Below are 21,206 nucleotides of genomic sequence, written 5' to 3' on the forward strand. Positions count from 1 at the left end.
TGGCCTTCGAGCGGATCGGGGCGGACGAACCGCATCGGCAGACCAAGGCGCAGACCCACCTCATCGAGTCCTCGAACGCCTCGTTCCGCGACATGCTGGCCCGCTTCAACCGGAAAACAAAGCGCGCATCAAAGACACTCGAAATGCTCCAGATCACACTCGACATCTTCCTCGCAAGAAAACGCCTCGCGAGTCCAACATGAACACTCCCCCCCTTGAGGGGGAGATGCCCGGCAGGGCAGAGGGGGGTTATTCTGCGAGGCAGGCCACAGCCGACTCGAAAACTAGATCCGGCAGCACTTCGAACGTATAGGGCGCGTGCATGCGCTCCCATTTCTGGTGATAGTCGCGGCCCCATGGTCCGATGTTGACTGTGGGGAACGACAACAGGCCGTCCGGCGCATGGTCGGTGAAGGCTGCCGATGGGGTGTTGGTGGCGAGCAAACCGGTTTCGCCCGCTTCCGGCCGATGGCCGAAGAAGCTCATGTCGGAAATGCCCGCGAAGATCTGCTTGAACTTGATCGACGTGTTATGTCGCGTGGCGGCCTCGGCCATCACGCGCTGTAGCCGCGCCTGCATCTGCCGTCCGGCCTCTGCCTGCGCCAGATGCACCAGCGGATAGTGCAGGCTGCCGAAGCCGATGATCACGGCCGGGCCTTCGATGCCTGCCTCGGTCGCCGCCGCCGCGACGATCTCGCGGCTGACTTTCAAGGGATCCGTGCCGCCCGAAAGCGAGCGGTCGAGCGCCTTCAGTCGCACAAGGGCCGCGGCATCGAGCCGGGCGAGCAGTTCCGCGTAGGTGAGCACCGTGCCCTGCGTTTTCGCCGCATCGCGCTTGCGGTAGCGGGCGGCGTGGGCGTCCTGGGTGTCGAGCGCGGTTTGCAGCGCGCCGGCGACGATGGTGCGGAAATCGCCGAGGATGGTGCTGGCGCTGCGGCTGTGCGTCAGCCAGTTGAAGGAAAGCCAGACGCGGTCCGGCGTCGTCACGTCATAGCCGTCGCGGATGTCGCGGGCTTCCAGGCAGACCGGCGGCGGGGAGCGCTCGCCGAAGGCTTCGTCGCTAAGCTCTGGCACCGTATCCATGGCGCGGGTGATCTCGGCGCTGATGCGGTGGGCGCTGGTGCCGTTGAAGGGATAACCGGCATGGGTCGGACGGCCGATGACGAAGGCGAAGGGGGCGAATTTGCCGATCGAGCCGAGATAGATCGCGCGGCCTTCCTCGCCGTCGCGCTCGCAGCTCGATGCGTCGAGATTGATGCCGCCGACAATGTCGAGGTCGAAGCGGCGGGCGATCTCCGGCAGGGCGTTGCGGAGGCTCCGCATGCCGCGCGAGCGGTTTTCCTCGTCCGGCGTCGCGACGAAGAGGAGGTTGCCCTTCGGCGCCTCCAGCCCGGCAAAACGTTCCAGAACGGCGATGTCCGCCGCAAGGCCGCTCTTCATGTCGAGCAGGCCGCGCCCGGCAATGAAATCGCCGCTCTCGAAATCCGTGAGCGCCTTGGCCTCCGCGGCGTTCAGCGGCCGGCTGCGCAGTTCCTTCAGCAGGGCCTGCGTCAGCGGCTCCGGATCGCAGGCGAGCGGCGCGAGCGTGCCGTAATTGGCGATGGAAACGGTGTCGAAATGGCCGGCCAGCACGATCGTCCTGCGCCCACTGCCACGCACCAGCGCCACGACAGTCTGCGTCATCGGCTCGCCATGGCTGTCAACGGTGAAGAGCTGGTCGGGGTGCTGCCGGAAATAGGGTGTTTCGGCCAGATGCGCCCGGAGTTTTTCGGAGAAGCTCGCCTCGTCCGGCGATCCCGTCACGCTCGGCCAGCGGGTCATCAGCAGGGAGAGTTCGCGGGCACGTCGAGCGGAGATTTCATTCGTGGGGGACATGGGCCTGCCGAAAGCGGTTGCGTTGAAGGATGCGCAAGGCTAGCCAAGGACGATGGCAAGCGAAACGGCAATCTTTTGGGAAAATTGCAGGGCCGATTGCCATTTTGTCATCACAAACTGACATTTGGGCAGGGCCATGGACACGATCGACCGCAAACTTCTCGCCTTGCTGCGCAAGGACGGCCGCGCTTCGCTCTCCGCCCTTGCGGCGGAGTTGAAGGTCTCGCGCGGCACGGTGCAGAACCGCATCGAGCGCCTGACGCGCGAGGGCGTCATCGCCGGCTTTTCCGTGCGCGTGACGGAGGCCGATGACCCGCATGCCGTGCGCGCCATCACGATGATCGAGATCACCGGCCAGAAGACGCTCGCCGCCATCCAGACCCTGCGCGGCATTCCAGAAGTGCGGGCGCTGCACACGACGAACGGTGCCTGGGACCTCGTCGCGGAAATCCACACGGAAAACCTCGTCGAGTTCGAGCGGGTGCTGCGCGGCATCCGCGCCATGGATGGTGTCTCGAAATCGGAGACGAGCCTGCTTCTCACCACGCTTTAAGCTAAGGCATCACGATATCGATTTCCTCGCCTGTTGAGGAGTAAGTGACGCGGCCGCCCTTCCAGCCGTCCGGGCTTTCCAGCCGGATTTCGAGCGTCACCTTGCCGTCCGGCGAGGGCACCATGAAGCTGCCGTCGGGCGACATCAGCTGGCCGATCGAGAAGGTATAGCGCGAGAGCGGCATTTCCGAGCCGACCTGGAGCCGCGAGAATGTCCGCGCCGTCAGTTCGTTGAGCTTGGCTGCGGAGAAGAAGGCGATATCGCTCATGCGGAAAAGCCGCTCCGGCCGGAATTCCGAATCCCAGGGCATCATCATGCTCGACGCGGTGACGCCGCGGTCGTTGACATTGTAGTCGCGCATGGTGCCAGGCGTATCCGGCACTTCGGCGAGAATGCGCATCGAATCCCGGCTGACGCTGATTTCGGCAAAGCGGGCATTCTTGCCGAATTGCTCGGCCATCACGCCCAACGTCTTCTCGGTCATGTCGGGATCGAGCCAGTTGCGCTTCGGCTTGCGGGCATCGGGCAGGTTGGCGACGCGCACCGTGCCGTCCGTCGTCACTTCCACGGTTCCGCTGGCGGTGAACAGCGTCATTTCCCCCGGCTCGCCGAGATCCGTGAAATGCACCACCCAGCGCAGTTCCGGTTTTCCCGGTCCGTCGGTGGAGAGCTTCAGCATCATGTAGCTCATCGTCGACTTGTCGTTCTGCCAGGCTTCCTTCGCCTTGTCGCGGATCATGGCAAGCCGCGAGAGATCGACATCGGCAAGCGAAAAGCCGGGCAGGGCCGACGTGCCGGGGAACATCGGCGAGGTGATGGGCGAGCGTGAGACGCCGGAAATATCCCAGGAATAGCCGACCGTGGTTTCCGCCATGCTCGGGTGGTCGGCCTTCACCTGCACGGATTTCGGATAGACCGTCAGGTCGCGGATGATCGGCTTGCTGCCGATGACGGAGGTGAGGCTTTCCAGCGCCTGTTCCTTCGGCCAGTCGTCGTCCTTGAAGAAATCCATCAGCCGCGCGCGGGCGGTGTTGGAAAGGTCGCCGCCGATGATCGTACCCTCGGCATCCGCATAGACGGTGGCGCTTTCGCGCGGCGAGGCGACGTAGATCGTCCAGCGGATCGGGCCGTAGGAGGGCGTCGGCAGCAGGTTCACGCGCTTGGAGATCTCGATCGACTGCACCGTGCCGCCGCCTTCCAGCCGGGCATAGCCGATGGCGCGGGTGGCGATCTGGTCGACCTTTGCCAGCGAGATCGCGTCCAGCGGGAAGAGGCCGCTCGTTATATCGGCCACCATGGCCGGCGCGGATCGCGCCGCCGGGCCGCTGACGACTTCCGATTCGAAGAAGAGCAGGCGGGTCGCCTGGCGCACGCGCCATTCGTCCGCGTCGCCCGCTTTCGCGCCGCGCAGGATGAGGTTCACTTCCTTCTCGGTGATGCGGATCGTGTGCGCTTCCGGCGTCCTGCCGAGCGCTTCGCTGACGCGGCCGGCGGCCCGTGCGGCTTCGCCTGGGCTGGTAATGTAGCTTTCGGCGGCGCGGGCGGGCATGCAGGCGAGGAAGCTCAAGGCCAGCCATGCCGCCAGAAACACCCGCCATCTACCGGATAAAAATCCCATGAGCGATCCCTCCGCCCGCCTCGGAACACCTATCATCCGTAGTGGGTAACGGCATGGCAAGCCGGTTTATTCCGGTCCCGGCGGCGGGCGTGGCGAAAAGGCGCTTTCCATTGCCGGTCAGCCGGTTACACTCCGCCTGCCCATACGCATTCCTGCCGAAAGTGCCCCATGTCGCTGCGCCTCGCCACGTTCAACATCGAAAACCTCATGACCCGTTTCGACTTCACGGGTTTTCGCAACCAGGTTCGCCAGGATCGCGTGCTGCGCCTCTTCGACATCCGCAACGAGGCGGAATACCAGCGGCTGGAGGAGGCGCGCGCCATCGCGTATACGGACGACGCCCGCCAGCATTCGGCGCTCGCCATCGCGGATGCCGATGCCGATATCCTCTGCCTGCAGGAGACCGACAACATGGCGGCGCTGCAGGCCTTCGAATATGGCTATCTCTTCCGCATGGTCGGCAACGGTTACCGCCAGAAATACCTGATCGAGGGCAATGACAGCCGCGGCATCGACGTCTCGGTGCTGATGCGCGAGGAGACGCGCGACGGCCAGCGCATCGAATGCGTCGACATCCGCAGCCATGCCGCCGTCACCTATCGCGACTTCGACCTCTTCACGCCGGATCTCGGACAGAGCCTCAAGGCGGACGACAGGGTCTTCAAGCGCGATTGCCTGGAGATGGACCTGCGCATCGGCGGGCGGCCGCTGACGCTCTATGTCGTGCATTTCAAGTCGATGGGGCCGGGGCGCGAAGGCATGGACGGCCGTCAGTCGACCATGCCGGTGCGCACCGCCGAGGCGCGCGCGGTGCGCCGGATCATCGAGAACCGCTTCGGCGTCGGCCGCACGGCGAACAAGGCCTTCGCCATCTGCGGCGACATGAACGACTACCAGGAGAAGCTGGCGATCGAGGGCGATCGGCGCACCGGCTATCGTTTCGTGCCGCAAGAGGAGGCGGCGAGCGCGCTCGACGTGTTCAGCGCGGATGGTTTTGCCGTCAACCCGATGCTGCGCAGGCCGGTCGACGACCGCTGGACGCTCTACCACAGCCGCGGGCCGGAGGAGCGCCATCTCTGCCAGCTCGACTATATCTGGCTGTCGCCCTCGCTTGCCGAGCGCAACGCCCATCAGGTGCCGGAGATCATTCGCGCCGGTCAGCCTTTCCGCACGATCTTTCCGCCGGGGCAGGAGGTGGAGCGCTATCCGCGTGTCGGCTGGGACCGGCCGAAGGCGTCGGACCATTGCCCCGTCGTGATGAGCCTGGATCTCTAATACGTCGGCGGTTTCATTTCCACTTGCCCGCGGAGGACCGCTCGGGCAGGTTTAGGCAAAAGCTGAATACGGAGAATACCTTGTCCCGTCGCTATGCCATCTATGACGTCTTCACCGACACGCGGCTCGCCGGCAATCCGCTGGCCGTCGTCTTCGATGCCGATGGTCTCGACGACGGCACGATGCAGCGCATCGCCCGCGAGTTCAATCTCTCCGAAACGGTCTTCGTGAAGCGGCCGGAAAACCCGGCGCATACCGCGCGCCTGCGCATCTTCACGCCGGGCCGCGAGCTGCCTTTCGCCGGCCACCCGACGGTGGGGGCGGCGATTGCGATTGCCGAAGCGGCCGAGGACGCCGCCACGCAGCCGCGCGACCTGGTGAGCATGCTGGAGGAGAATGTCGGCCCGGTGCGCTGTGCGGTGAAGCTCGGCGTGCGCGAGGCCGCCTTTGCCGAGTTCGACGTGCCGCGCAAATCGGCGCGCCTGGAGGCGACCTTCGACCGGCAAGCGCTGGCGGACGCGTTCAGCCTGAAGCCCGGCCAGATCGGCTTCGAGAACCACGTGCCCTCGCTGTGGAGCGCCGGTGTCGCCTTCGTGATGATCCCGGTGCACGACGTTGCGGCCGCGGCCGCGGTGGAATTCGACCCGACGCTTTGGGAGCGCTGTGCGCCCTTCGCCGAGGGCCGGCTCGCCTCCGCCTATCTCTATTGCCGCGGCGGCGTGAACCACAATGCGCGTTTCCACACCCGCATGTTTGCGCCCGACATGGGCATTTCCGAGGACCCGGCGACGGGGGCGGCGGTCGCAGCGCTCTCCGGCGCCATCCATTTCTTCGACAAGCTGGTGGATGGCCACCACCCGTTCCTGATCGAGCAGGGCGTCGAAATGGGCCGTCCGTCCTCGATCCATCTGCATCTCGATATTTCGGGCGGCGCGATCGCCCGGGCGCGCATCGGTGGACAGGCGGTTCGGCTTGCCGCCGGAATGCTGGATTTGTGACCGTTATTTTGCGCTGCGAAAGAAATTCGCCCCGGAAAGCATCTTTTTTCGGGGCGGGTATAGACAAGCCCGGAGAACGCCATTATACGCCCCTCCAGACCGCACAAACGGTCTTGTGGGTGATTAGCTCAGTTGGTAGAGCAGCTGACTCTTAATCAGCGGGTCCACGGTTCGAGCCCGTGATCACCCACCAAATACAACTACTTAGCGGTTTTCTACCAACCCGCATTTTACACTAGACACTGGATTTTACAGTTTCATTTCCGGTTCGCTGCGCGCCAGTCGACTTGGCGTTTCCGCGTCAGGTTTTCAGGATGCTGAAGCTTGCGACCAGCCACAGCAGCTTGCACAGGAGATGCAGCGCCTGGTCCTGGGCAAAGCTGATCTTTCCCTTCGTTTTGCCTTCGTCGATCACGGCATGGAGCACCCACTCGGCAAGCGCGAGGACGGGGCTTTTTGTGATGAGCAGCACCATGGTGGCGTGGATGCCGGCATGTGCGATCAGGTGATAGACGCGCAGCGGACCCTCGATCTTCGCCTTCACCAGAAAGTCCGGTTGCAGGGGATAGTCGGCCAGCCAGTGCGCGCCGCACAAAAGAAGCCCCATCGTCAGAATGTCATGGATCATCGAATGAACGGTGCCGGTTGCGCGTTATCGTCATGCCGCCGGAGACTGGGTTCCGTGCAATCGGCGGGGCGAACCGCTGTTCTAATAAACCGACCACGAGGTGCTGTTCCTTGGGGAACAGCCGCGTGCTCCTAGAGCAGGAAATCCCCCCTGCCGAGCGCCAGCTTGCCGTCCAGCTCCAGGCGGAAGTCGACGGCCTTGTCGCCGTCGATGTCGCCCTCGACCACGGTGATGGCCTTGCCGCCGCTTGTCGTCGTGTACCAACGCAGGTCGCCGGCATCGCCCGTGAAGGCTTTCGCCTTGGCGAGAAGGGTGAAGCTGTGGCCGGCCTCGGGGCCGTTGGCGTCGATGGCGGAGAGGTCGATCCGGTCGCGGCCGGGCTCGAAATCCGTGATGCGGTCGCGCGTGCCGGCGGCAAGGCCGATATCGGCGGCGCTGCGGAAGACGAAGGTGTCGGCGCCGCTGCCGCCGGTCAGGATGTCGGCGCCGGTGCCGCCGTCGAGCCAGTCGTTGCCCGCGCCGCCATTGAGCCTGTCCTTGCCGGCGAGGCCGATGAGCGCGTCGTTGCCGCCGCCGCCGGACAGCGTGTTGGCGTGGGACGAACCGATGAGCAGGTCCGCATCGTTCCCGGTCGAATCATGGGCGGTGCCGTCGCCGGAGAGGGTGCGGGTGGTGGCGGAGGCGACCTGGAGCTCTTCCAGCGCCATGCTCTTGCTGATGCCGTAGGCGGCCTTCAGGTGGGCGATGGCCGGGGCATATTCCTCGAAGATCGCATCGATGCCGGCAAAACCCTTGATGCGGCCGGCATCGTCGGCGTCGAAGCGGCTTTCGTAGGACAGGATCTTTTCCCGGTGCGCGGTGTACATCAGTCCGGCATCCAGCGCCTCCGCCGTCGTCGCCGTGCCCTCCTTGGCGAAGAGCTTGAAATGTTCGGCTTCCACATAACGCCGGTTGGCGATGCCGGCATGGCCGCTGCCGTTGGAATTGTAGCGGATCTCGTACCAGGCCTCCGCCCGGTCGCCGTCGAGGATGGCGGCCTTCAGCTTCGGGCCGAGCAGCGAGGGCGCGTTATAGGCCATGCTGAACAGCACAGCGCGCTCCGTCGAATTCGGGATGCCGGAGAGCCATTTGTCGATGACCGCCTCGTAGCGGGGCGATATGGCGGTGAGGGCGGCCTGGAGCTGCATGTCGGAGGTAAAGCCGAAGGTTTTGGGCATGCTCGGATCGCGCGTGGCATTCCAGTCGGCCATCACCTTGTCCAGCCGGCTGTTGAGCAGCGCGGTCTCGCCCTTGGCGTAGCTGTCGTCGATGACCGTCTTCAGCCGTGCTTGCAGCGTCACATTCCAGTTGCTGCCGGCGATTGCCTTCAGCACGGGTGCGAGATTGTAGCGCAGGTTGAAGCCGATGCCGATCGTCGGGGCGGGATCGGCCGCGGTGTCGAGATAGGCGCGCCGGGTCGAGCCCTCCAGGTTGAGCAGCAGGTCGAAACCGGTCTTGCGATAGGCGGACGTCGACAGTCCGGTGAATTTCAGCATGGCATGTCCCTCGATCGCCGAGAGCCTAGCGCAGGCGGGGTAAAGCTTTGCTAACGTCCCCCTTGCAACCCGGTCGCACCCCGCCATATTGCGGCTCAGACGAATGGAGGGAGCGGCATGAGCGAGGACAGGATCAGGACACCGGAAGAGGTCGTCACCTATTGGTGCGAGACGCTGACGGCCAGGGACTGGTGGCAGCCGACGCCGGAGCTCGATGCCCGCATCCGCCAGCAATTCGCAGCGACGCATTTTGCCCTGTCGCAGGACGTCACGCCGGAATGGCGCGCAAGCCCCGCGGCGCGGCTTGGCGCGATCATCGTGCTCGACCAGTTCCCCCGCAACATGTATCGCGCGTCGCCCATGGCCTTCGCGACGGACTGGATCGCGCGGCGCGAGGCGCGCCTGGCGCTCGACGCAGGCGCCGACAAGCTGGTCGACTACGGCCGGCGCCATTTCTTCTACATGCCGCTCGAACATTCCGAGGATCTTGCCGACCAGGACCTTTCGGTCGCGCTTTTCGAGGCGCATGACGATGAAATGTATCTTGGTTATGCGCAGCGGCATCGCGACGTCATCGTCGATTACGGCCGTTTCCCGCATCGCAATGTCTTTCTCGGCCGGGTTTCGACGCCGAAAGAGCAGGCCTATCTCGCCGAACCCGGCGCCGGATTCTAGCTGAACGGCGATGCCGGTTTAAAATGGCCGCATTCATGGCTAGAAGGGGTGCGGAATCGCATGTTTGCGATGCGTCGTCGTCTGTCTCTGTTCAACGAGGATGGCCTGTTGCCGATCTTCCGCCTTCTGCCCGTTCTTCTGGTCCTTCTTCTCGTCGCGGCTCCGCCCGTGCGGGCGCAGACGGCGGCCGTGCCGGCCACCGCCGACGTCACCCAGCTCGAACAGGCCAACAGTGATCTCGACCGCGCCAGCGGCCAGCTCAATGCCATCCGCGAGCGCGTGGAGCGCGACAAGGACGACGATGCGCGCCTCGTCGATCTGAAGGTCGAGGCGGAGGCGCTGAACCGGACGATCCTGTCCATTTCGGTCGCGACACGGCCGCGGCTGGAGGCCATCAAGGCGCGCCAGACCGAACTCGGCGACCCGCCGGCGGAAGGTGCCCCGGCCGAGGCTGCCGTCGTCGTCGAGGAGCGCAAGAAGCTTGCCACAGAGCGCAACGAGATCAACGCGCTGACGGGCGAGGCGGAAAACCTCTCGATCGAGGCGACGAAGCTCTCCAACCGCATCACGGAAATCCGCCGCCGGCTCTTCAGCGACGCCATCCTGAAACGCACCGAGATCAACACGGAGCTCTTCACCGAGGCCTCCGGCGCGCTTGTCGAAGAGACGCAGACGCTGAACCGCACGGTGGCGGCCTGGCTGCAATTCGTCTGGAAGTTCAAGCGTATGCAGCTTCTGGGCGCCGTCGGGCTGTCGCTTTTGGCGGCCCTCGTGCTGCACACCGGCAGCTACCGCCTCTTTGCGCCCTTCATCACGCGCGGGGTCCAGGAGGAGAAGCCGCACTATATCACGCGCCTGTCCGTCGCCTTCTGGTCGACCATCCTGCCCACCATGGCGGCGGCGGCCTTTGCGGGCGCCAGCTATTTCTTCCTCGATACGTTCAACGTGCTGCGCGCCGATATTGCGCCCATCGTCACGGTGGCGCTCGGCGTGATGGTGGCGATCTATTTCGTCGCCCAGCTTGCCAATGCGGTCCTGTCGCCGGTCGACGGGCATTGGCGGCTGGTGCGGGTGTCCGATCGCGGTGCGCAGCTTCTGTGGCTGCTGATCTTCGGCATGTCGATCATCAACGGCGGCGACTATTTCCTGGGCACGATCAGTGAAGTGCTGGGCTCGCCGGTGGTGCTGACGGTGGTGAAGAGCTTCATCGCCTCGATCATCATCGGCGCGCTGCTCGTCGTCACCGCCTTCATCAAGCCGGTGCTGCGCCAGGGCGAAAAGCCGGATACGCAAGGGCGTCCCTGGCCGCGCTCGGTGTTCATCCTGCTGGTGCTGACGGGGCTCGGCCTCGTCTTCGCGTCGCTGCTCGGTTATGTCGGCATGGCGCGGTTCATCGCCACGCAGATCGTCGTCACCGGCGCCGTCGTGGTGACCATGTATATCGGCTTCCTCTCCGGCCGCGCCGTCTCGGCGCCGAACGCCTTTGCGGAGACCACCGTCGGCAAGCGGCTGGAGGAGCGGTTCGGCCTCGGCCAGGTGGCGCTCGACCAGGTCGGGCTTGCGGCGGGGCTTGGCGTCTATCTCCTGATCTTCGTCTGCTTCGTGCCGCTGATCCTGCTGCAATGGGGTTTCCAGGTCGCCGATATCGAATCCTGGGCCTACCGCATCTTTACCGAGATCCGCATCGGCAGCATCACCATCTCGCTGGTCGGCATCCTCGCCGGCATCCTGCTGTTTGCCGCAGGCCTCGTCATCACGCGCTGGTTCCAGAAGTGGGTGGACGGCAACGTGCTGGCGCGAAGCCAGGTGGATGCGGGTGTGCGCAATTCCGTGCGCACGGCGGTGGGTTATGCGGGCGTGGCGCTCGCCGGCCTCGTCGGCATATCGGCGGCGGGCATCAACCTTTCCAGCCTCGCGCTCGTCGCCGGTGCCCTCTCGCTCGGTATCGGTTTCGGCCTCCAGAACATCGTGTCGAACTTCGTCTCGGGCCTCATCCTGCTCGCCGAACGGCCCTTCAAGGTGGGCGACTGGGTGGTGGCGGGCACGACGGAAGGCTTCGTGCGCCGCATCTCCGTGCGCGCCACCGAGATCGAGACCTTCCAGCGCCAGACCGTGATCGTGCCGAATTCCCTGCTGATCAACGGCCAGGTCGGCAACTGGACGCACCGCAACAAGCTCGGCCGTGTCGACCTGGCGATCAGCGTGCATGGCAGCAACGACCCCCGTCAGGTGCAGGAGATGCTTGTCGAGGTCGTGCGCGGGCAGCAGGGCCTCTTGCGCAATCCCGAGCCGATGGTCGTCTTCCTGGCCTTCTCGGCCTCGTCGCTGGATTTCGAGATCCGTGCCTTCCTCGCCGATATCCTGAACGGCACGACCGTGAAATCGGAACTCCGCGCCGCCATCCTCGAACGGTTCCGCCAGGAGGAGATCGCCATTGGCGGGCCGGCGGCGCCCGAAGTGCCGGTCAAGATTTCGCCGGAGGGGGCGGAGCTCATCTCGGCGCTTCTCGACCAGGCGACGGAAAAACTGCGCCCGCAAAGCACCAGCCGGCGGCGCAAGCCGGCCGACGAGGCGCCCGAGGCCGACCCCGCCGCCTGATTTGCGGCACATGAACGCCGCATTCACGCTCCATTCAGCCGTTCCCGCATAAAACGTGATGCAAATCCGATCGAGGAACGATAGTGTTCCTCAGGGCTTGCAAGAGGGGCGGCGCTCAGGCGCCGGGCGAAGATGAAGCGAATGATCATGATGCTGCTGGTGTCGGTCGCGATGTCCGCCCCGGCCATGGCTGCCTCCGTCACCAACAAGGACGGCGATACCCAGGTTCTCGTCATCGTCGAGGACGGCAGCCGCATGGAGGTCGCGCTGGAGCCCGGTTCCACCGAGACGATCTGCCCCTCCGGTTGTTTCGTCACCCTGCCGAACGGCGACCGCATCGCGCTCAATGGCGGCGAGGAAGTCGAAATCCAGGGCGGCGCTGCTTCGGTCAAGTAAGTTTCTGTTGAGGATTTGGTACGGCGCGGAAGAACAACCGCGCCGTTGTTCTTTGCGTGCGCCTACCGCGTTTTCATGCCTTCTAAATTTAACGCTTTCGCAAAGGGTTGCCGCTACCCATTAAGCTGGGGAAACATCTTTTCAACGAAGGCAGATCATGGCGTTTATCGGCATTTCCGGAATGCAGTATTCCGGCGCGTCTCTCTCGCATCACCGTATTCTTGTTGCCGAGGACTCGAATGTCTTCACCTCCATGATTTCGAAGCGGCTGAAAGAGCTTTTCGACCTCAATGTCGAGATCTGCCGGAGTTTCGAGGAGCTGGAACTTGCCTATGACAAGTCCAGCGACAAGATCACGCTGGCGATTTCCAACATCAACCTGCCGGGCGCCGAGAATGGCGAGGCGTTGAACTATCTCGTCGACCTCAGCATTCCGACGATCGTCTTCACCGGAACCTTCCAGCAGACGACGCGCGACCAGCTTCTTTCCAAGGAAATCGTCGACTATATCCTGAAGGACAATATTTTTGCGGTCGACATGCTGGCGGAATCGGTCTGCCGCTTTTTGACCAATCACCAGCACCATGTGCTGATCGTCGATGACAGCGCGACGGCCCGCGCCTTGCTCACGACGCGCCTCAAGCGCTACAATTTCCGCGTCAGCGTTGCGGAAAACGGCAGGAGCGCGCTCGAACTCCTGAAGGCCAACCCCGATATCGCGCTGATGATCACCGACTACAACATGCCTGATATCGACGGTTTCGAGCTGACGCGGCGCATTCGCGGCACGGTCGGATCGCACCAGCTGCGCATCATCGGCGTCTCGTCCTCGACGGACCGGCTGCTGTCGGCGCGCTTCCTCAAGGCGGGCGGCAACGACTTCATCATGCGGCCGTTCATCGACGAGGAATTCTACTGCCGTGTTAACCAGAACCTCGATACGCTGACCCAGATCAGGACGGCGCAGCGACGGCTTTCTGCCTGACTTTTCAGCGATTTTCACGATCCACCCGGATATGTCCCTTACGTAACGTGAGATATTTCTCGGCGGATTAACCACTTGGTAAAACCGGTGGTTTGTAATGCGTGCCAGACGGGAACATCATCGAGGGTACTGGAAGACGTGGGAGTGGATTCAAATCCGCAACGAGGGCCTGCATTTCTGCGCCACTCCGGCCAGCAGGTTTTGCTCGTGGAAGACTCTCGCATGTTCTCCACCGCCCTCAAGTATCGGCTGGAGAAGGAACTCGGCCTTATCGTCACCCATTGTTCCAGCATGGCGGCGGTCCGGGCGATCTTCCAGTCCGACGCGGCGGAATTCGCGCTTGCCGTTCTCGACCTCAACCTGCCGGATGCGCCCAACTGCGAGGCGCTCGACTATGTGATCTCCAAGGGCATCGCGCCGCTGGTCTTCACCGGCTCCTTCAGCGATGCCACCCGCGACCAGATCCTCGCCAAGAACGTGCTCGACTATGTCGTCAAGGACAATCCGGCAGCGATCCAGCAACTCGTGCTCGCCGTCGACCGCATCCTCACGAGCGGCAAGACCCAGGTGCTTGTCGTCGATTCGGACCCGGAGAGCCTGCAGCGCCAGGTGAGCCTGATCGCCAAGCAGCGCTTCCAGATCATCGCCGTCGAAAGCGGGGCCGCGGCCCTCGACGCGCTCGATGCGCATGGCGGCATCGACATGGTGGTCTGCGATCTGGCCCTTGCCGACATGGACGGCTTTGCACTGCTCGACGAAATCCGCCAGCGCCACGGCGACGATGCGGTGCGCGTCGTCGGCCTTTCGACCTCGGAAGACCGCATGGTCGCGGCCCGCTTCCTGCGCGCCGGCGGCGACGAATATATCCAGAAGCCCTTCCTCGTTGAAGAGTTCAACAGCCGCATCTTCCACGTCGCAGCGATCCAGAAGCGCGTGCAGTCGCTGCACCGTATCGCGGCGCGGGACTATCTCACCGACATCTACAACCGCCGTTACTTTTTCGAGGCCGGCCCGCGGCTCGTCGACCAGGCGGTGCGCCGCGGCGACCCCATGTCGATCGCCATCCTCGATATCGACCATTTCAAGCGCCTGAACGATACCTACGGCCACGAGGTCGGCGACGTCGTGCTGAAGGCGATCTCCCGGCGGCTGAAGCACCGGGTCAACGACAAGCACCTGCTGGCGCGCCTTGGCGGCGAGGAGTTCGGCATCATCTTCAACGGTCTGTCGCTGGACGAGGCACTCGATTACTGCGAGCGTCTGCGTTCGGAGCTCGCCGCCCAGCCGATCGACGCGGACGGCGAGGCGCTGACCGTCACGGTCTCCGTCGGCCTTGCGGTCATTGCCGGCCGGGAAACCTTCGATAATTACCTGAACGCTGCCGACCAGTTCCTCTACATGGCCAAACATGCCGGCCGGAACAGGGTCTTCTCCGAGCTTTCGCTGATGAGCGCGCTCGCGAGCTAAAAAAATCCCCGGCACAGGGACGGGGACTTTCATTTCCTGAAGTTTGATCAGCGCGCGATGGCCGAGAGCGTCAGCTTGCGCTCGGCGCGCTCCTGCTGGGGCGAGCGGTTGTAGAGTTCGCGGTAGCACTTGGAAAAGTGCGAGGCGGAGACGAAGCCGCAGGCGACGGCCACTTCCACGACCGGCATGGAGGACTGGACGAGCAGGTGGCGTGCCCGGTCGAGCCGGATTTCGAGATAGTAGCGGGCCGGCGAGCGGCCCATTTCCTGGCGGAACAGCCGTTCGATCTGGCGGCGCGACAGGTCGGCGCCATCGGCGATCTCCAAGAGCGACAGCGGCTCGGAGAGGTTGCCTTCCATCAGCTCGATGATCGACAGCACCTTTGCGTTCTGCACGCCGAGGCGGGCGCGCAGCGGCAGGCGCTGGCGGTCATGCGGGCCGCGCACGCGATCGGTCAGCGCCTGTTCGCAGACGCGGTTGACGAGGTTCTCGCCGAAATCCTGGTCGATCAGGTTCAGCATCATGTCAAGCGAGGCGGTGCCGCCGGCGCAGGTATAGATGTTGCTGTCGATCTCGTAGAGATCGGCATAGACGTCGGCCTGCGGGAAGGCTTCGGCGAAGCCGGGCAGGTTCTCCCAGTGGATGGCGCAGCGCTTGCCCGAGAGCAGGCCGGCCTGGGCGAGCACATGGGCGCCGGTACAGAGCGAACCGACCGCGATGCCGCGGTTATAGACCTCGCGCAGCCAGGCATTGACCGACTTGTTGGAGAAATCCTCGACATAGATGCCGGAACAGACGAGCACCATGGAGGGGCGGTTTTCGCCGCCGAGATATTTGCGCTCGTCGGCAAGCGACGAGTTCACCTCGATGCCGATGCCGCTGGAGGAGAGAACCTGCTGGCCATCCGTCGAGGAGAGGCGCCAGGTATAGGCCTCGTAGCCGAGCATGCGGTTGGCGATGCGGAGCGTCTCGATCGCCGCCGAGAAGGGCAGCATGGAGAAGTTGGGCACGAGGAAGAAAACGAGGGAGCGCTTCTTGACGTTCTGCTTGTTCATCGGAGTGTCCATGCTGGGGGCGGAATGTCGCAATGGTCGCAGGGAGAGTGGCGGCGATGCTAGCATTTTTGCGACACTGAAAAGGATGGTTACGACTGAAACAGGCCGCGCATCACTGGAATGTCAGTGCCTTCCGGCGGAATTATGACATTTCCTTCGCACTTGCACATTTGCGACTCGACCAAAAGCATTGTCCGATTGCGACAGGCGGTTTTTGCGGCATGAAATCCGGCCGTTCCGGTTTGACAAGCGGGCGCGCTCCGGCCACATACGGTCGCGGATTTGTGAGGGAATGATCGATGCTGCCAGACGGATATTCGGATGTACCAGCGGGAAAACTTGCCGCCGTGGTGACCTGCCTCGAAATGCGGGCGCCGCCGGCCCGGCGCGACGATCCCGAACAGCCCGGCATCACGCTCGACCGCATGGCGACGCCCGATCTTGCCTGGTATCGCGACCTCTATTCCCGCATCGGCACGGAATGGCTCTGGGCCTCGCGCCTCGCCATGGCGGATGCCGATCTCGCGGCGGTCCTCAATAACCCCGATGTCGAGGTCTATGGCGTGATGAAGGCGGGCCGGGCCGAGGGGCTGCTGGAACTCGATTTTCGCGAGGAGGGGGTCTGCGAGCTCGCCTTCTTCGGCCTGACGCCGGCGACGATCGGCGGGGGCACGGGCCGGTGGCTGATGAACCGTGCTATCGCGCGCGCCTGGTCGCGGGAGGCATTGCAGCGCTTCTGGGTGCACACCTGCACGCTCGATTCGCCGCAGGCGCTGAATTTCTACATCCGCTCGGGCTTCACGCCGGTGAAGCGCCAGGTCGAGGTCTTCGATGATCCGCGGCTGGCGGGCATCCTGCCGGAGACCGCGGCACCCGTGGTGCCCATCATCCGGGCATAAATGAAAACCGCCGGAGAGACTTTTGAAGGTCAGCTCCGGCGGTTTTTGGCGTCGTCTTCTTTCGGCGGTGCGCCGCAACAGTCATTCATCATCGCGTATTCTTCGAACGGAAGCCGATGTCCTTGCGCAGGTCGTAAGGCATGCTTTCCAGTTCGCGTTCGGCGCGGTGACGCTCCCAGGCGGAGACGATCCGTTCGGCGATGTGGCGTAGGGTATAAGACAGGCTGCCGGCGTGATGGGCGCCAGAAGCGCGCCGTACCGGGCGATGTTCCAATGCAAGTGCCATTTCAGGGTTCCTTTCGAGCTTGGGAGGTTTCGAAAGGTCGCGACCTTGATCGTGACTATGTCGCAACCTTATGCATCAATCAAACGAATATATTTGATTGGATAGATCAGCGTTCTTCATGTTTGATGATGCCGGGCCAGTTGATGTCCTGCTGCAGGTAGTCCGGCAGCTGGGCGAGTTCATCGGCCGTGTGACGGGCAACGTTGCGCCGGCGGCGGGCTTCGATGGCGTCGCCTACGAAGCGCCGTATTGCATAGTAGAATCCGTTTCCGCGGGCACGAACGGCGAGATCGGCGCCGTCAGCGTACGATTTCTGCGTTTTCATGGCGTTTTTCCTTCTGTTCTCCGTTCTGGTAGGTTGACTATCCGCCCGTCTCGGTTTTCAATCAAACGAAATGAAGTGACGTTATGCTTCAGAAATTCTGATCCATGGAGGCAAGGATGAACCTGCTGATGCGCCAGACGCTCCCCCTCTTGGAGCTCGACATTCTCAAGACCTTCGTGGCGATCGCCGAGACCGGCAACTTCACCACCGCGGCCGAGACGGTGCACCGCACGCCGTCCGCCGTCTCCATGCAGATCAAGAAGCTGGAGGAACTGCTCGGCTGCTCGCTGTTCCGGCGCGATGCGCGCTCGGTCGTGCTGACGCATCACGGCGAGGTGCTGCTGTCCTATGCGCGCCGGCTGATCGCGCTCAGCAACGAGGCCGTCTCACGCTTCATGATGCCGGAGATGAACGGCGTCGTGCGGCTCGGCGCTCCCGACGATGTCGGCGAGCTCATCCTGCCGGAAGTGCTGAAGCGTTTTGCCGAGACCTATCCGTCGATCGCGGTCAATGTGTCGATCGAGACGAGCGGCCGTCTGCGCCGGGCCGTTGCCGAGCGCCGGCTCGACCTTGCAATCTTCAACGCCACCGACGGCACGATCCCGATCCCCGGCGAAATCCTCCTCAAGGAACAGCTCGTCTGGGCCGGCAAGAGCTGCGGCAACGCGCATCTGAAGAACCCGCTGCCGGTCTCCGTCTGGGAAGAGGGCTGCATCTGGCGTGAGCGGGCGCTCGAAGAACTGAGCCGTTCGGGCCGCGATTTCCGCGTCGCCTATTTCTGCGCCCACCATATGGGCCAGCGCGCCGCCATCCGCGCCGATCTTGCCGTGGCCCCGCTGGCACGCTTCCTGGTCGGCGACGACATGGTGGCGCTCAGCCCGAAGGATGGCCTGCCGGATCTCGGCCATTACCTGATCGGCCTCGTCGTCAACGAGGAAGCCGACACGCCGGCGCTGGCCGTGGCGGACTATATCCGCGCCGCCTTCGCCCGCATCGAGCGCCGGCCGATGGAAATTCTGCAGGTCGCCTGCTGAAGCTTGGCGGGCCGGGCATCAGCCCGGCCTTGCCCGTTATTCGTAGGTATAGGACGCGCACATGTCCGCGTCGCTCTGCGGCACGTCCTGCGTTGAGAAGACGGCCACCGTCGTCGTGTCGGCATCGCCCCAGGAGGCGACATAGGTGACGGGCTCGCCGCACAGGCGGTTGCCGTTCAGCAGCACCGGATCCTTCGGCTCGGAGACGCTGTAGACCGAGCCATTCACCGTCTCTCCGCCCACCACGAACGTGTCGCCGACAAGCTCGTCGAACACGATCTGCTTGCCGTTCTCGAAGGTGATGCCGAAGTCGTCGAACTCGATGTCGCCGGTGATCGCCATCGCCGTCTTGCTGATCGCCGCATAGGTGTCGGCGAGGGCGGGTGAGGCGATGGCGAACGAAAGGGCGAGGGCGAGAATGCGGGCGCGATTCATCAAAATATCTTTCAATATCAATAGCGGCGGCAGCTAAGCGTGCGGTCGCTTTCAGAGGAGGAGAAGTCGAGCGTGTCCGCCGTGATGCCGGACAGGTAGATATAGACCTCGTCCGACAGGAAGAGCGAGTAGGAGCCGTCCGTTCCCTCCTGCACCTCCTGGACGTTATAGGTGTCGTCGCCGATGCTGTAGGTCGTCGAGGTGAAGACGAAGGGCGCGCCGTCGCATTCCCATTCGCCGGTGAAGGGATAGTCCTCCTGGGCGCGCGCCGTCAGGCCGCTGGTGAAAAGAAGCATCAGGGTGAGCGCTGCAAGGCGGGCAAAAAGCATGGCGGGACTTTCGTGAGCGGGAGGGAGCAGAGGGCGCGCGGATCGCTGCACCATCAACGCGCCACGACCCCGTCCTATTCTCCCAGCATGCCGATAAACCGCAGAAACAAAACGGAATTTTTTGGAGGTGATTTATCCGTATGGTAACTGCGGCCGCCCCTTACTCGCGGCTGCGGCGCCTGCGGCGTCCGCCACCGTCGCCGCCGCCATCGTCGGCAGGCGCCTTGCGCTCCGGCAGCGTCACGACCTTGGCGAGTTCCGGGAAGGGATCGACCTTGTTCGGCAGTGCCATGGCATTGACGAAGAGCTGCTGGAAATTCGGCTCCAGCGCGGTCTCGATCTTCTCGATGCGGTTGACTGTCTGCTCGATTTCGCGGCGGTGGTCGCGGTTGAGCAGCGCCATCAGCGCGCCTGTGCCGGCGGCATTGCCGACCGCCTTTACCTCGTTGAGGTCGCAATCGGGAATGAGGCCGAGCACCATGGCGTATTTCGGATCGATGAACGAGCCGAAGGCGCCGGCGAAGCGGATCGTGTCGACATGGTCGACGCCCTGCTTTTCCATCAGCAGCTTGATGCCGGCATAGAGCGCGGATTTGGCGAGCTGGATGGCGCGGATGTCGTTCTGCGTCACCGTGATGCGCTGCTCGCCGTCATGCAGCAGGTAGGAGAAGGTGCGGCCGTTCTGGAGAATGCGGGGGCTGCGCTCCGCCATCGCGCCATCGACCACGCCGTCTTCCGAGATGAGGCCGGAGAGATACATTTCGGCCACGACCTCGATGATCGCCGAGCCGCAGATGCCGGTGACGCCGACGCTGGCGGCGGCTTCCGCAAAACCCTCTTCGTCCGACCATTTTTCCACGCCGATGACGCGGAATTTCGGCTCCAGCGTCTGCGGGTCGATGCGCACGCGCTCGATGGCGCCGGGCGCGGCGCGCTGGCCGGAGGAGATTTCGGCGCCTTCGAAGGCAGGGCCTGTCGGAGACGAAGCGGCGACGACGCGCTGGCGATTGCCGAGCACGATTTCCGCATTGGTGCCGACGTCCACGAGCAGCATCATGCGATCCTGCCGGTAGGGGCCTTCCGCCAGCGTCGCGCCGGCCGCGTCCGCGCCGACATGGCCGGCGATGCAGGGCAGCGTGTAGAGCCGGGCGCCGCGGTTGACGTCGATCTCCAGCTCATGCGCCCAGTATTGCAGCGCGCCCGAGACGGCGAGTGCGAAGGGCGCCTGGCCGAGTTCCGTCGGGTCGATGCCGAGGAACAGGTGGTGCATGATGGGGTTGGCGACAAAAACCATGTCGAGGATGTCGTGCCGGTCGACCTCGCCCTCGGCGCAGACCTTGCCGATCAGCCCGTTGACGGCCTCGCGCACAGCCTTGGTCATGGCTTCCCGGCCATCCGGGTTCATCATGACGTAGGAGACGCGGCTCATCAGGTCTTCGCCGAAACGGATCTGCGGGTTGGAGGTGCCGGAAGAGGCGACGATGCGGCCGGAGAGCAGCGAGACGAGATGCATGGCTATCGTCGTCGAGCCGATATCGCAGGCGACGCCGTAGGCCTCGTTCTTGAGGCCCGGCCACAGGCCGACGATGAAGGGGCGCGATGAATCCATGTCGCGGTGGATGGCGGCGGTGACGCCCCAGTTGCCCTTGCGGAGAATCGACTGCACCTGCGGAATGAGGTGCGGCGCGATCAGGAGATCCTTCCAGCCCCAGTCCTTTTCGAGCATGACCTTCAAGCGGTCGAGATCGCCGAGCGGCTTGTGCATGTCGGGCTCATCCACCTCGACGTAACACAGCTGGATGGCGGCATTGCGCTCGATGACACGGTCCGACGCGGCCTTGCGTACGACCTGCGCGTTGATCACCGTGTCCTGCGGCACGTCGACCACGAGATCACCGAGGATCTGGGCGGAGCAGGATAGACGGCGGCCTTCCGGCAGGCCGCGGATCTTTTCGTAGCGCTCTTCCTTCGGCCCTTTTTCGGAAATGTGGTCGAGCGAGGAGACGATCTTGTGCTTGGCGAAATTGCCTTCCTGCACCTCGATCTGACAGCGCCCGCAGGTCGCCCGCCCGCCGCACACGCTCTCGACATAGACGCCGAGTTTGCGCGCGGCTTCGAGCACGGGCGTGCCGACCGGGAAACGGCCGCGTTTGCCCGAGGGCATGAAGAGGACCAGCGGTTCTTTTGCCGAAGCTTCGGTCATGTTGGTCTCGGTCTCACCTTCGTAGCGCATCAGTCGT

The 21,206-nt window shown here is 63.9% G+C and carries 20 protein-coding genes, 1 tRNA gene and 1 pseudogene; 12 read left to right on the forward strand and 10 right to left on the reverse strand.

The window, feature by feature from the left end:
- Window positions 1-203: pseudogene (locus GB927_RS04500) on the forward strand (hypothetical protein); the annotation flags it as partial.
- A gap of 46 nt (window positions 204-249) precedes the next feature.
- Here the strand turns inward: GB927_RS04500 and GB927_RS04505 are convergent.
- Window positions 250-1,875, reverse strand: coding sequence for a M20/M25/M40 family metallo-hydrolase (locus GB927_RS04505; protein ID WP_256115432.1), 1,626 nt, complete (start codon window positions 1,873-1,875; stop codon window positions 250-252).
- Window positions 1,876-2,011: 136 nt separating this feature from the next.
- On the opposite strand from GB927_RS04505, the gene GB927_RS04510 reads away from it, so the two are divergent.
- Entirely contained in the window at window positions 2,012-2,428 is a 417-nt protein-coding gene (locus tag GB927_RS04510; protein WP_256115433.1) for an Lrp/AsnC family transcriptional regulator, read from the forward strand.
- A 1-nt stretch (window position 2,429) separates the two neighbouring features.
- On the opposite strand, the gene GB927_RS04515 is transcribed toward GB927_RS04510, so the two are convergent.
- The gene (locus tag GB927_RS04515; RefSeq protein WP_256115434.1) at window positions 2,430-4,046 is read right to left on the reverse strand and encodes a hypothetical protein; all 1,617 of its coding nucleotides are present in this window, start codon (window positions 4,044-4,046) and stop codon (window positions 2,430-2,432) included.
- 168 nt (window positions 4,047-4,214) lie between these two features.
- On the opposite strand from GB927_RS04515, the gene GB927_RS04520 reads away from it, so the two are divergent.
- The 3 genes from GB927_RS04520 (at window position 4,215) to GB927_RS04530 (ending at window position 6,512) form a co-directional block, all read left to right on the forward strand.
- Window positions 4,215-5,321 carry an endonuclease/exonuclease/phosphatase family protein gene (locus GB927_RS04520; RefSeq protein ID WP_256115435.1) on the forward strand — a complete coding sequence of 369 codons (1,107 nt, stop codon included), beginning with the start codon at window positions 4,215-4,217 and terminating at the stop codon, window positions 5,319-5,321.
- An 80-nt stretch (window positions 5,322-5,401) separates the two neighbouring features.
- On the forward strand, window positions 5,402-6,319 hold the full coding sequence (locus tag GB927_RS04525) for a PhzF family phenazine biosynthesis protein (RefSeq protein ID WP_256115437.1): 918 nt from the start codon (window positions 5,402-5,404) through the stop codon (window positions 6,317-6,319).
- Between the two features lie 117 nt (window positions 6,320-6,436).
- Window positions 6,437-6,512 (forward strand) — tRNA-Lys (locus tag GB927_RS04530).
- Window positions 6,513-6,620: 108 nt separating this feature from the next.
- Here GB927_RS04530 and GB927_RS04535 read toward each other — a convergent pair.
- Window positions 6,621-6,947 carry a DUF3307 domain-containing protein gene (locus GB927_RS04535; RefSeq protein ID WP_256115438.1) on the reverse strand — a complete coding sequence of 109 codons (327 nt, stop codon included), beginning with the start codon at window positions 6,945-6,947 and terminating at the stop codon, window positions 6,621-6,623.
- A gap of 131 nt (window positions 6,948-7,078) precedes the next feature.
- Window positions 7,079-8,482 carry a M10 family metallopeptidase C-terminal domain-containing protein gene (locus GB927_RS04540; protein ID WP_256115439.1) on the reverse strand — a complete coding sequence of 468 codons (1,404 nt, stop codon included), beginning with the start codon at window positions 8,480-8,482 and terminating at the stop codon, window positions 7,079-7,081.
- A 117-nt stretch (window positions 8,483-8,599) separates the two neighbouring features.
- Here GB927_RS04540 and GB927_RS04545 point away from each other — a divergent pair, with 117 nt between their 5' ends.
- The 5 genes from GB927_RS04545 to GB927_RS04565 all read left to right on the forward strand — a co-directional run bounded on the left by GB927_RS04545 (window position 8,600) and on the right by GB927_RS04565 (window position 14,603).
- Entirely contained in the window at window positions 8,600-9,157 is a 558-nt protein-coding gene (locus GB927_RS04545) for a DUF924 family protein (RefSeq protein ID WP_256115440.1), read from the forward strand.
- A gap of 69 nt (window positions 9,158-9,226) precedes the next feature.
- Window positions 9,227-11,755 (forward strand): mechanosensitive ion channel family protein, encoded by a 2,529-nt coding sequence (locus GB927_RS04550; RefSeq protein WP_439655474.1) that lies wholly within the window; start codon window positions 9,227-9,229, stop codon window positions 11,753-11,755.
- Between the two features lie 132 nt (window positions 11,756-11,887).
- Window positions 11,888-12,151, forward strand: coding sequence for a hypothetical protein (locus GB927_RS04555; protein WP_256115442.1), 264 nt, complete (start codon window positions 11,888-11,890; stop codon window positions 12,149-12,151).
- Window positions 12,152-12,308: 157 nt separating this feature from the next.
- Entirely contained in the window at window positions 12,309-13,136 is an 828-nt protein-coding gene (locus tag GB927_RS04560; protein WP_256115443.1) for a response regulator, read from the forward strand.
- A gap of 222 nt (window positions 13,137-13,358) precedes the next feature.
- Window positions 13,359-14,603 (forward strand): GGDEF domain-containing response regulator, encoded by a 1,245-nt coding sequence (locus GB927_RS04565; RefSeq protein WP_256115444.1) that lies wholly within the window; start codon window positions 13,359-13,361, stop codon window positions 14,601-14,603.
- A 47-nt stretch (window positions 14,604-14,650) separates the two neighbouring features.
- Here the strand turns inward: GB927_RS04565 and GB927_RS04570 are convergent, their stop codons facing one another.
- On the reverse strand, window positions 14,651-15,658 hold the full coding sequence (locus GB927_RS04570) for a GlxA family transcriptional regulator (protein WP_256115445.1): 1,008 nt from the start codon (window positions 15,656-15,658) through the stop codon (window positions 14,651-14,653).
- Window positions 15,659-15,957: 299 nt separating this feature from the next.
- Between GB927_RS04570 and GB927_RS04575 the strand changes: the two genes are divergently transcribed.
- Complete coding sequence (locus GB927_RS04575; RefSeq protein ID WP_256115447.1) at window positions 15,958-16,557, forward strand: GNAT family N-acetyltransferase; 600 nt, start codon at window positions 15,958-15,960, stop codon at window positions 16,555-16,557.
- Between the two features lie 88 nt (window positions 16,558-16,645).
- Here the strand turns inward: GB927_RS04575 and GB927_RS04580 are convergent, their stop codons facing one another.
- Together GB927_RS04580 and GB927_RS04585 are read right to left on the reverse strand one after the other, a co-directional pair.
- Complete coding sequence (locus GB927_RS04580) at window positions 16,646-16,843, reverse strand: hypothetical protein (protein ID WP_256115448.1); 198 nt, start codon at window positions 16,841-16,843, stop codon at window positions 16,646-16,648.
- A 106-nt stretch (window positions 16,844-16,949) separates the two neighbouring features.
- Window positions 16,950-17,168 carry a hypothetical protein gene (locus GB927_RS04585; RefSeq protein WP_256115449.1) on the reverse strand — a complete coding sequence of 73 codons (219 nt, stop codon included), beginning with the start codon at window positions 17,166-17,168 and terminating at the stop codon, window positions 16,950-16,952.
- A 116-nt stretch (window positions 17,169-17,284) separates the two neighbouring features.
- Between GB927_RS04585 and GB927_RS04590 the strand changes: the two genes are divergently transcribed.
- Window positions 17,285-18,202 (forward strand): LysR family transcriptional regulator, encoded by a 918-nt coding sequence (locus GB927_RS04590; protein ID WP_256115450.1) that lies wholly within the window; start codon window positions 17,285-17,287, stop codon window positions 18,200-18,202.
- Window positions 18,203-18,238: 36 nt separating this feature from the next.
- On the opposite strand, the gene GB927_RS04595 is transcribed toward GB927_RS04590, so the two are convergent.
- The 3 genes from GB927_RS04595 to GB927_RS04605 form a co-directional block, all read right to left on the reverse strand.
- A complete protein-coding gene (locus GB927_RS04595) occupies window positions 18,239-18,637 on the reverse strand; it encodes a hypothetical protein (RefSeq protein ID WP_256115451.1) in 399 nt (132 codons plus the stop codon).
- Window positions 18,638-18,654: 17 nt separating this feature from the next.
- Window positions 18,655-18,966, reverse strand: coding sequence for a hypothetical protein (locus GB927_RS04600; protein ID WP_256115454.1), 312 nt, complete (start codon window positions 18,964-18,966; stop codon window positions 18,655-18,657).
- A gap of 160 nt (window positions 18,967-19,126) precedes the next feature.
- Window positions 19,127-21,199, reverse strand: a complete 2,073-nt coding sequence (locus tag GB927_RS04605) for an ASKHA domain-containing protein (protein WP_256115455.1) — start codon at window positions 21,197-21,199, stop codon at window positions 19,127-19,129.
- Between the last annotated feature and the right edge of the window lie 7 nt (window positions 21,200-21,206).

Origin of the sequence: Shinella lacus (assembly GCF_010994755.1) — a bacterium.
GTDB classification, from domain to species: Bacteria; Pseudomonadota; Alphaproteobacteria; order Rhizobiales; family Rhizobiaceae; genus Shinella; species Shinella lacus.

Excerpts from the sequence above, each read along its gene's own strand:
- GB927_RS04600 (WP_256115454.1), bottom strand. The coding sequence starts at position 18,966 with ATGCTTTTTGCCCGCCTTGCAGCGCTCACCCTGATGCTTCTTTTCACC.
- GB927_RS04605 (WP_256115455.1), bottom strand. The coding sequence starts at position 21,199 with ATGCGCTACGAAGGTGAGACCGAGACCAACATGACCGAAGCTTCGGCA.
- GB927_RS04535 (WP_256115438.1), bottom strand. The coding sequence starts at position 6,947 with ATGATCCATGACATTCTGACGATGGGGCTTCTTTTGTGCGGCGCGCAC.
- GB927_RS04550 (WP_439655474.1), top strand. The coding sequence starts at position 9,227 with ATGCGTCGTCGTCTGTCTCTGTTCAACGAGGATGGCCTGTTGCCGATC.
- GB927_RS04520 (WP_256115435.1), top strand. The coding sequence starts at position 4,215 with ATGTCGCTGCGCCTCGCCACGTTCAACATCGAAAACCTCATGACCCGT.
- GB927_RS04575 (WP_256115447.1), top strand. The coding sequence starts at position 15,958 with ATGCTGCCAGACGGATATTCGGATGTACCAGCGGGAAAACTTGCCGCC.
- GB927_RS04545 (WP_256115440.1), top strand. The coding sequence starts at position 8,600 with ATGAGCGAGGACAGGATCAGGACACCGGAAGAGGTCGTCACCTATTGG.
- GB927_RS04565 (WP_256115444.1), top strand. The coding sequence starts at position 13,359 with ATGTTCTCCACCGCCCTCAAGTATCGGCTGGAGAAGGAACTCGGCCTT.
- GB927_RS04595 (WP_256115451.1), bottom strand. The coding sequence starts at position 18,637 with ATGAATCGCGCCCGCATTCTCGCCCTCGCCCTTTCGTTCGCCATCGCC.
- GB927_RS04540 (WP_256115439.1), bottom strand. The coding sequence starts at position 8,482 with ATGCTGAAATTCACCGGACTGTCGACGTCCGCCTATCGCAAGACCGGT.
- GB927_RS04505 (WP_256115432.1), bottom strand. The coding sequence starts at position 1,875 with ATGTCCCCCACGAATGAAATCTCCGCTCGACGTGCCCGCGAACTCTCC.
- GB927_RS04515 (WP_256115434.1), bottom strand. The coding sequence starts at position 4,046 with ATGGGATTTTTATCCGGTAGATGGCGGGTGTTTCTGGCGGCATGGCTG.
- GB927_RS04570 (WP_256115445.1), bottom strand. The coding sequence starts at position 15,658 with ATGAACAAGCAGAACGTCAAGAAGCGCTCCCTCGTTTTCTTCCTCGTG.
- GB927_RS04585 (WP_256115449.1), bottom strand. The coding sequence starts at position 17,168 with ATGAAAACGCAGAAATCGTACGCTGACGGCGCCGATCTCGCCGTTCGT.
- GB927_RS04555 (WP_256115442.1), top strand. The coding sequence starts at position 11,888 with ATGAAGCGAATGATCATGATGCTGCTGGTGTCGGTCGCGATGTCCGCC.
- GB927_RS04560 (WP_256115443.1), top strand. The coding sequence starts at position 12,309 with ATGGCGTTTATCGGCATTTCCGGAATGCAGTATTCCGGCGCGTCTCTC.
- GB927_RS04510 (WP_256115433.1), top strand. The coding sequence starts at position 2,012 with ATGGACACGATCGACCGCAAACTTCTCGCCTTGCTGCGCAAGGACGGC.
- GB927_RS04590 (WP_256115450.1), top strand. The coding sequence starts at position 17,285 with ATGAACCTGCTGATGCGCCAGACGCTCCCCCTCTTGGAGCTCGACATT.
- GB927_RS04580 (WP_256115448.1), bottom strand. The coding sequence starts at position 16,843 with ATGGCACTTGCATTGGAACATCGCCCGGTACGGCGCGCTTCTGGCGCC.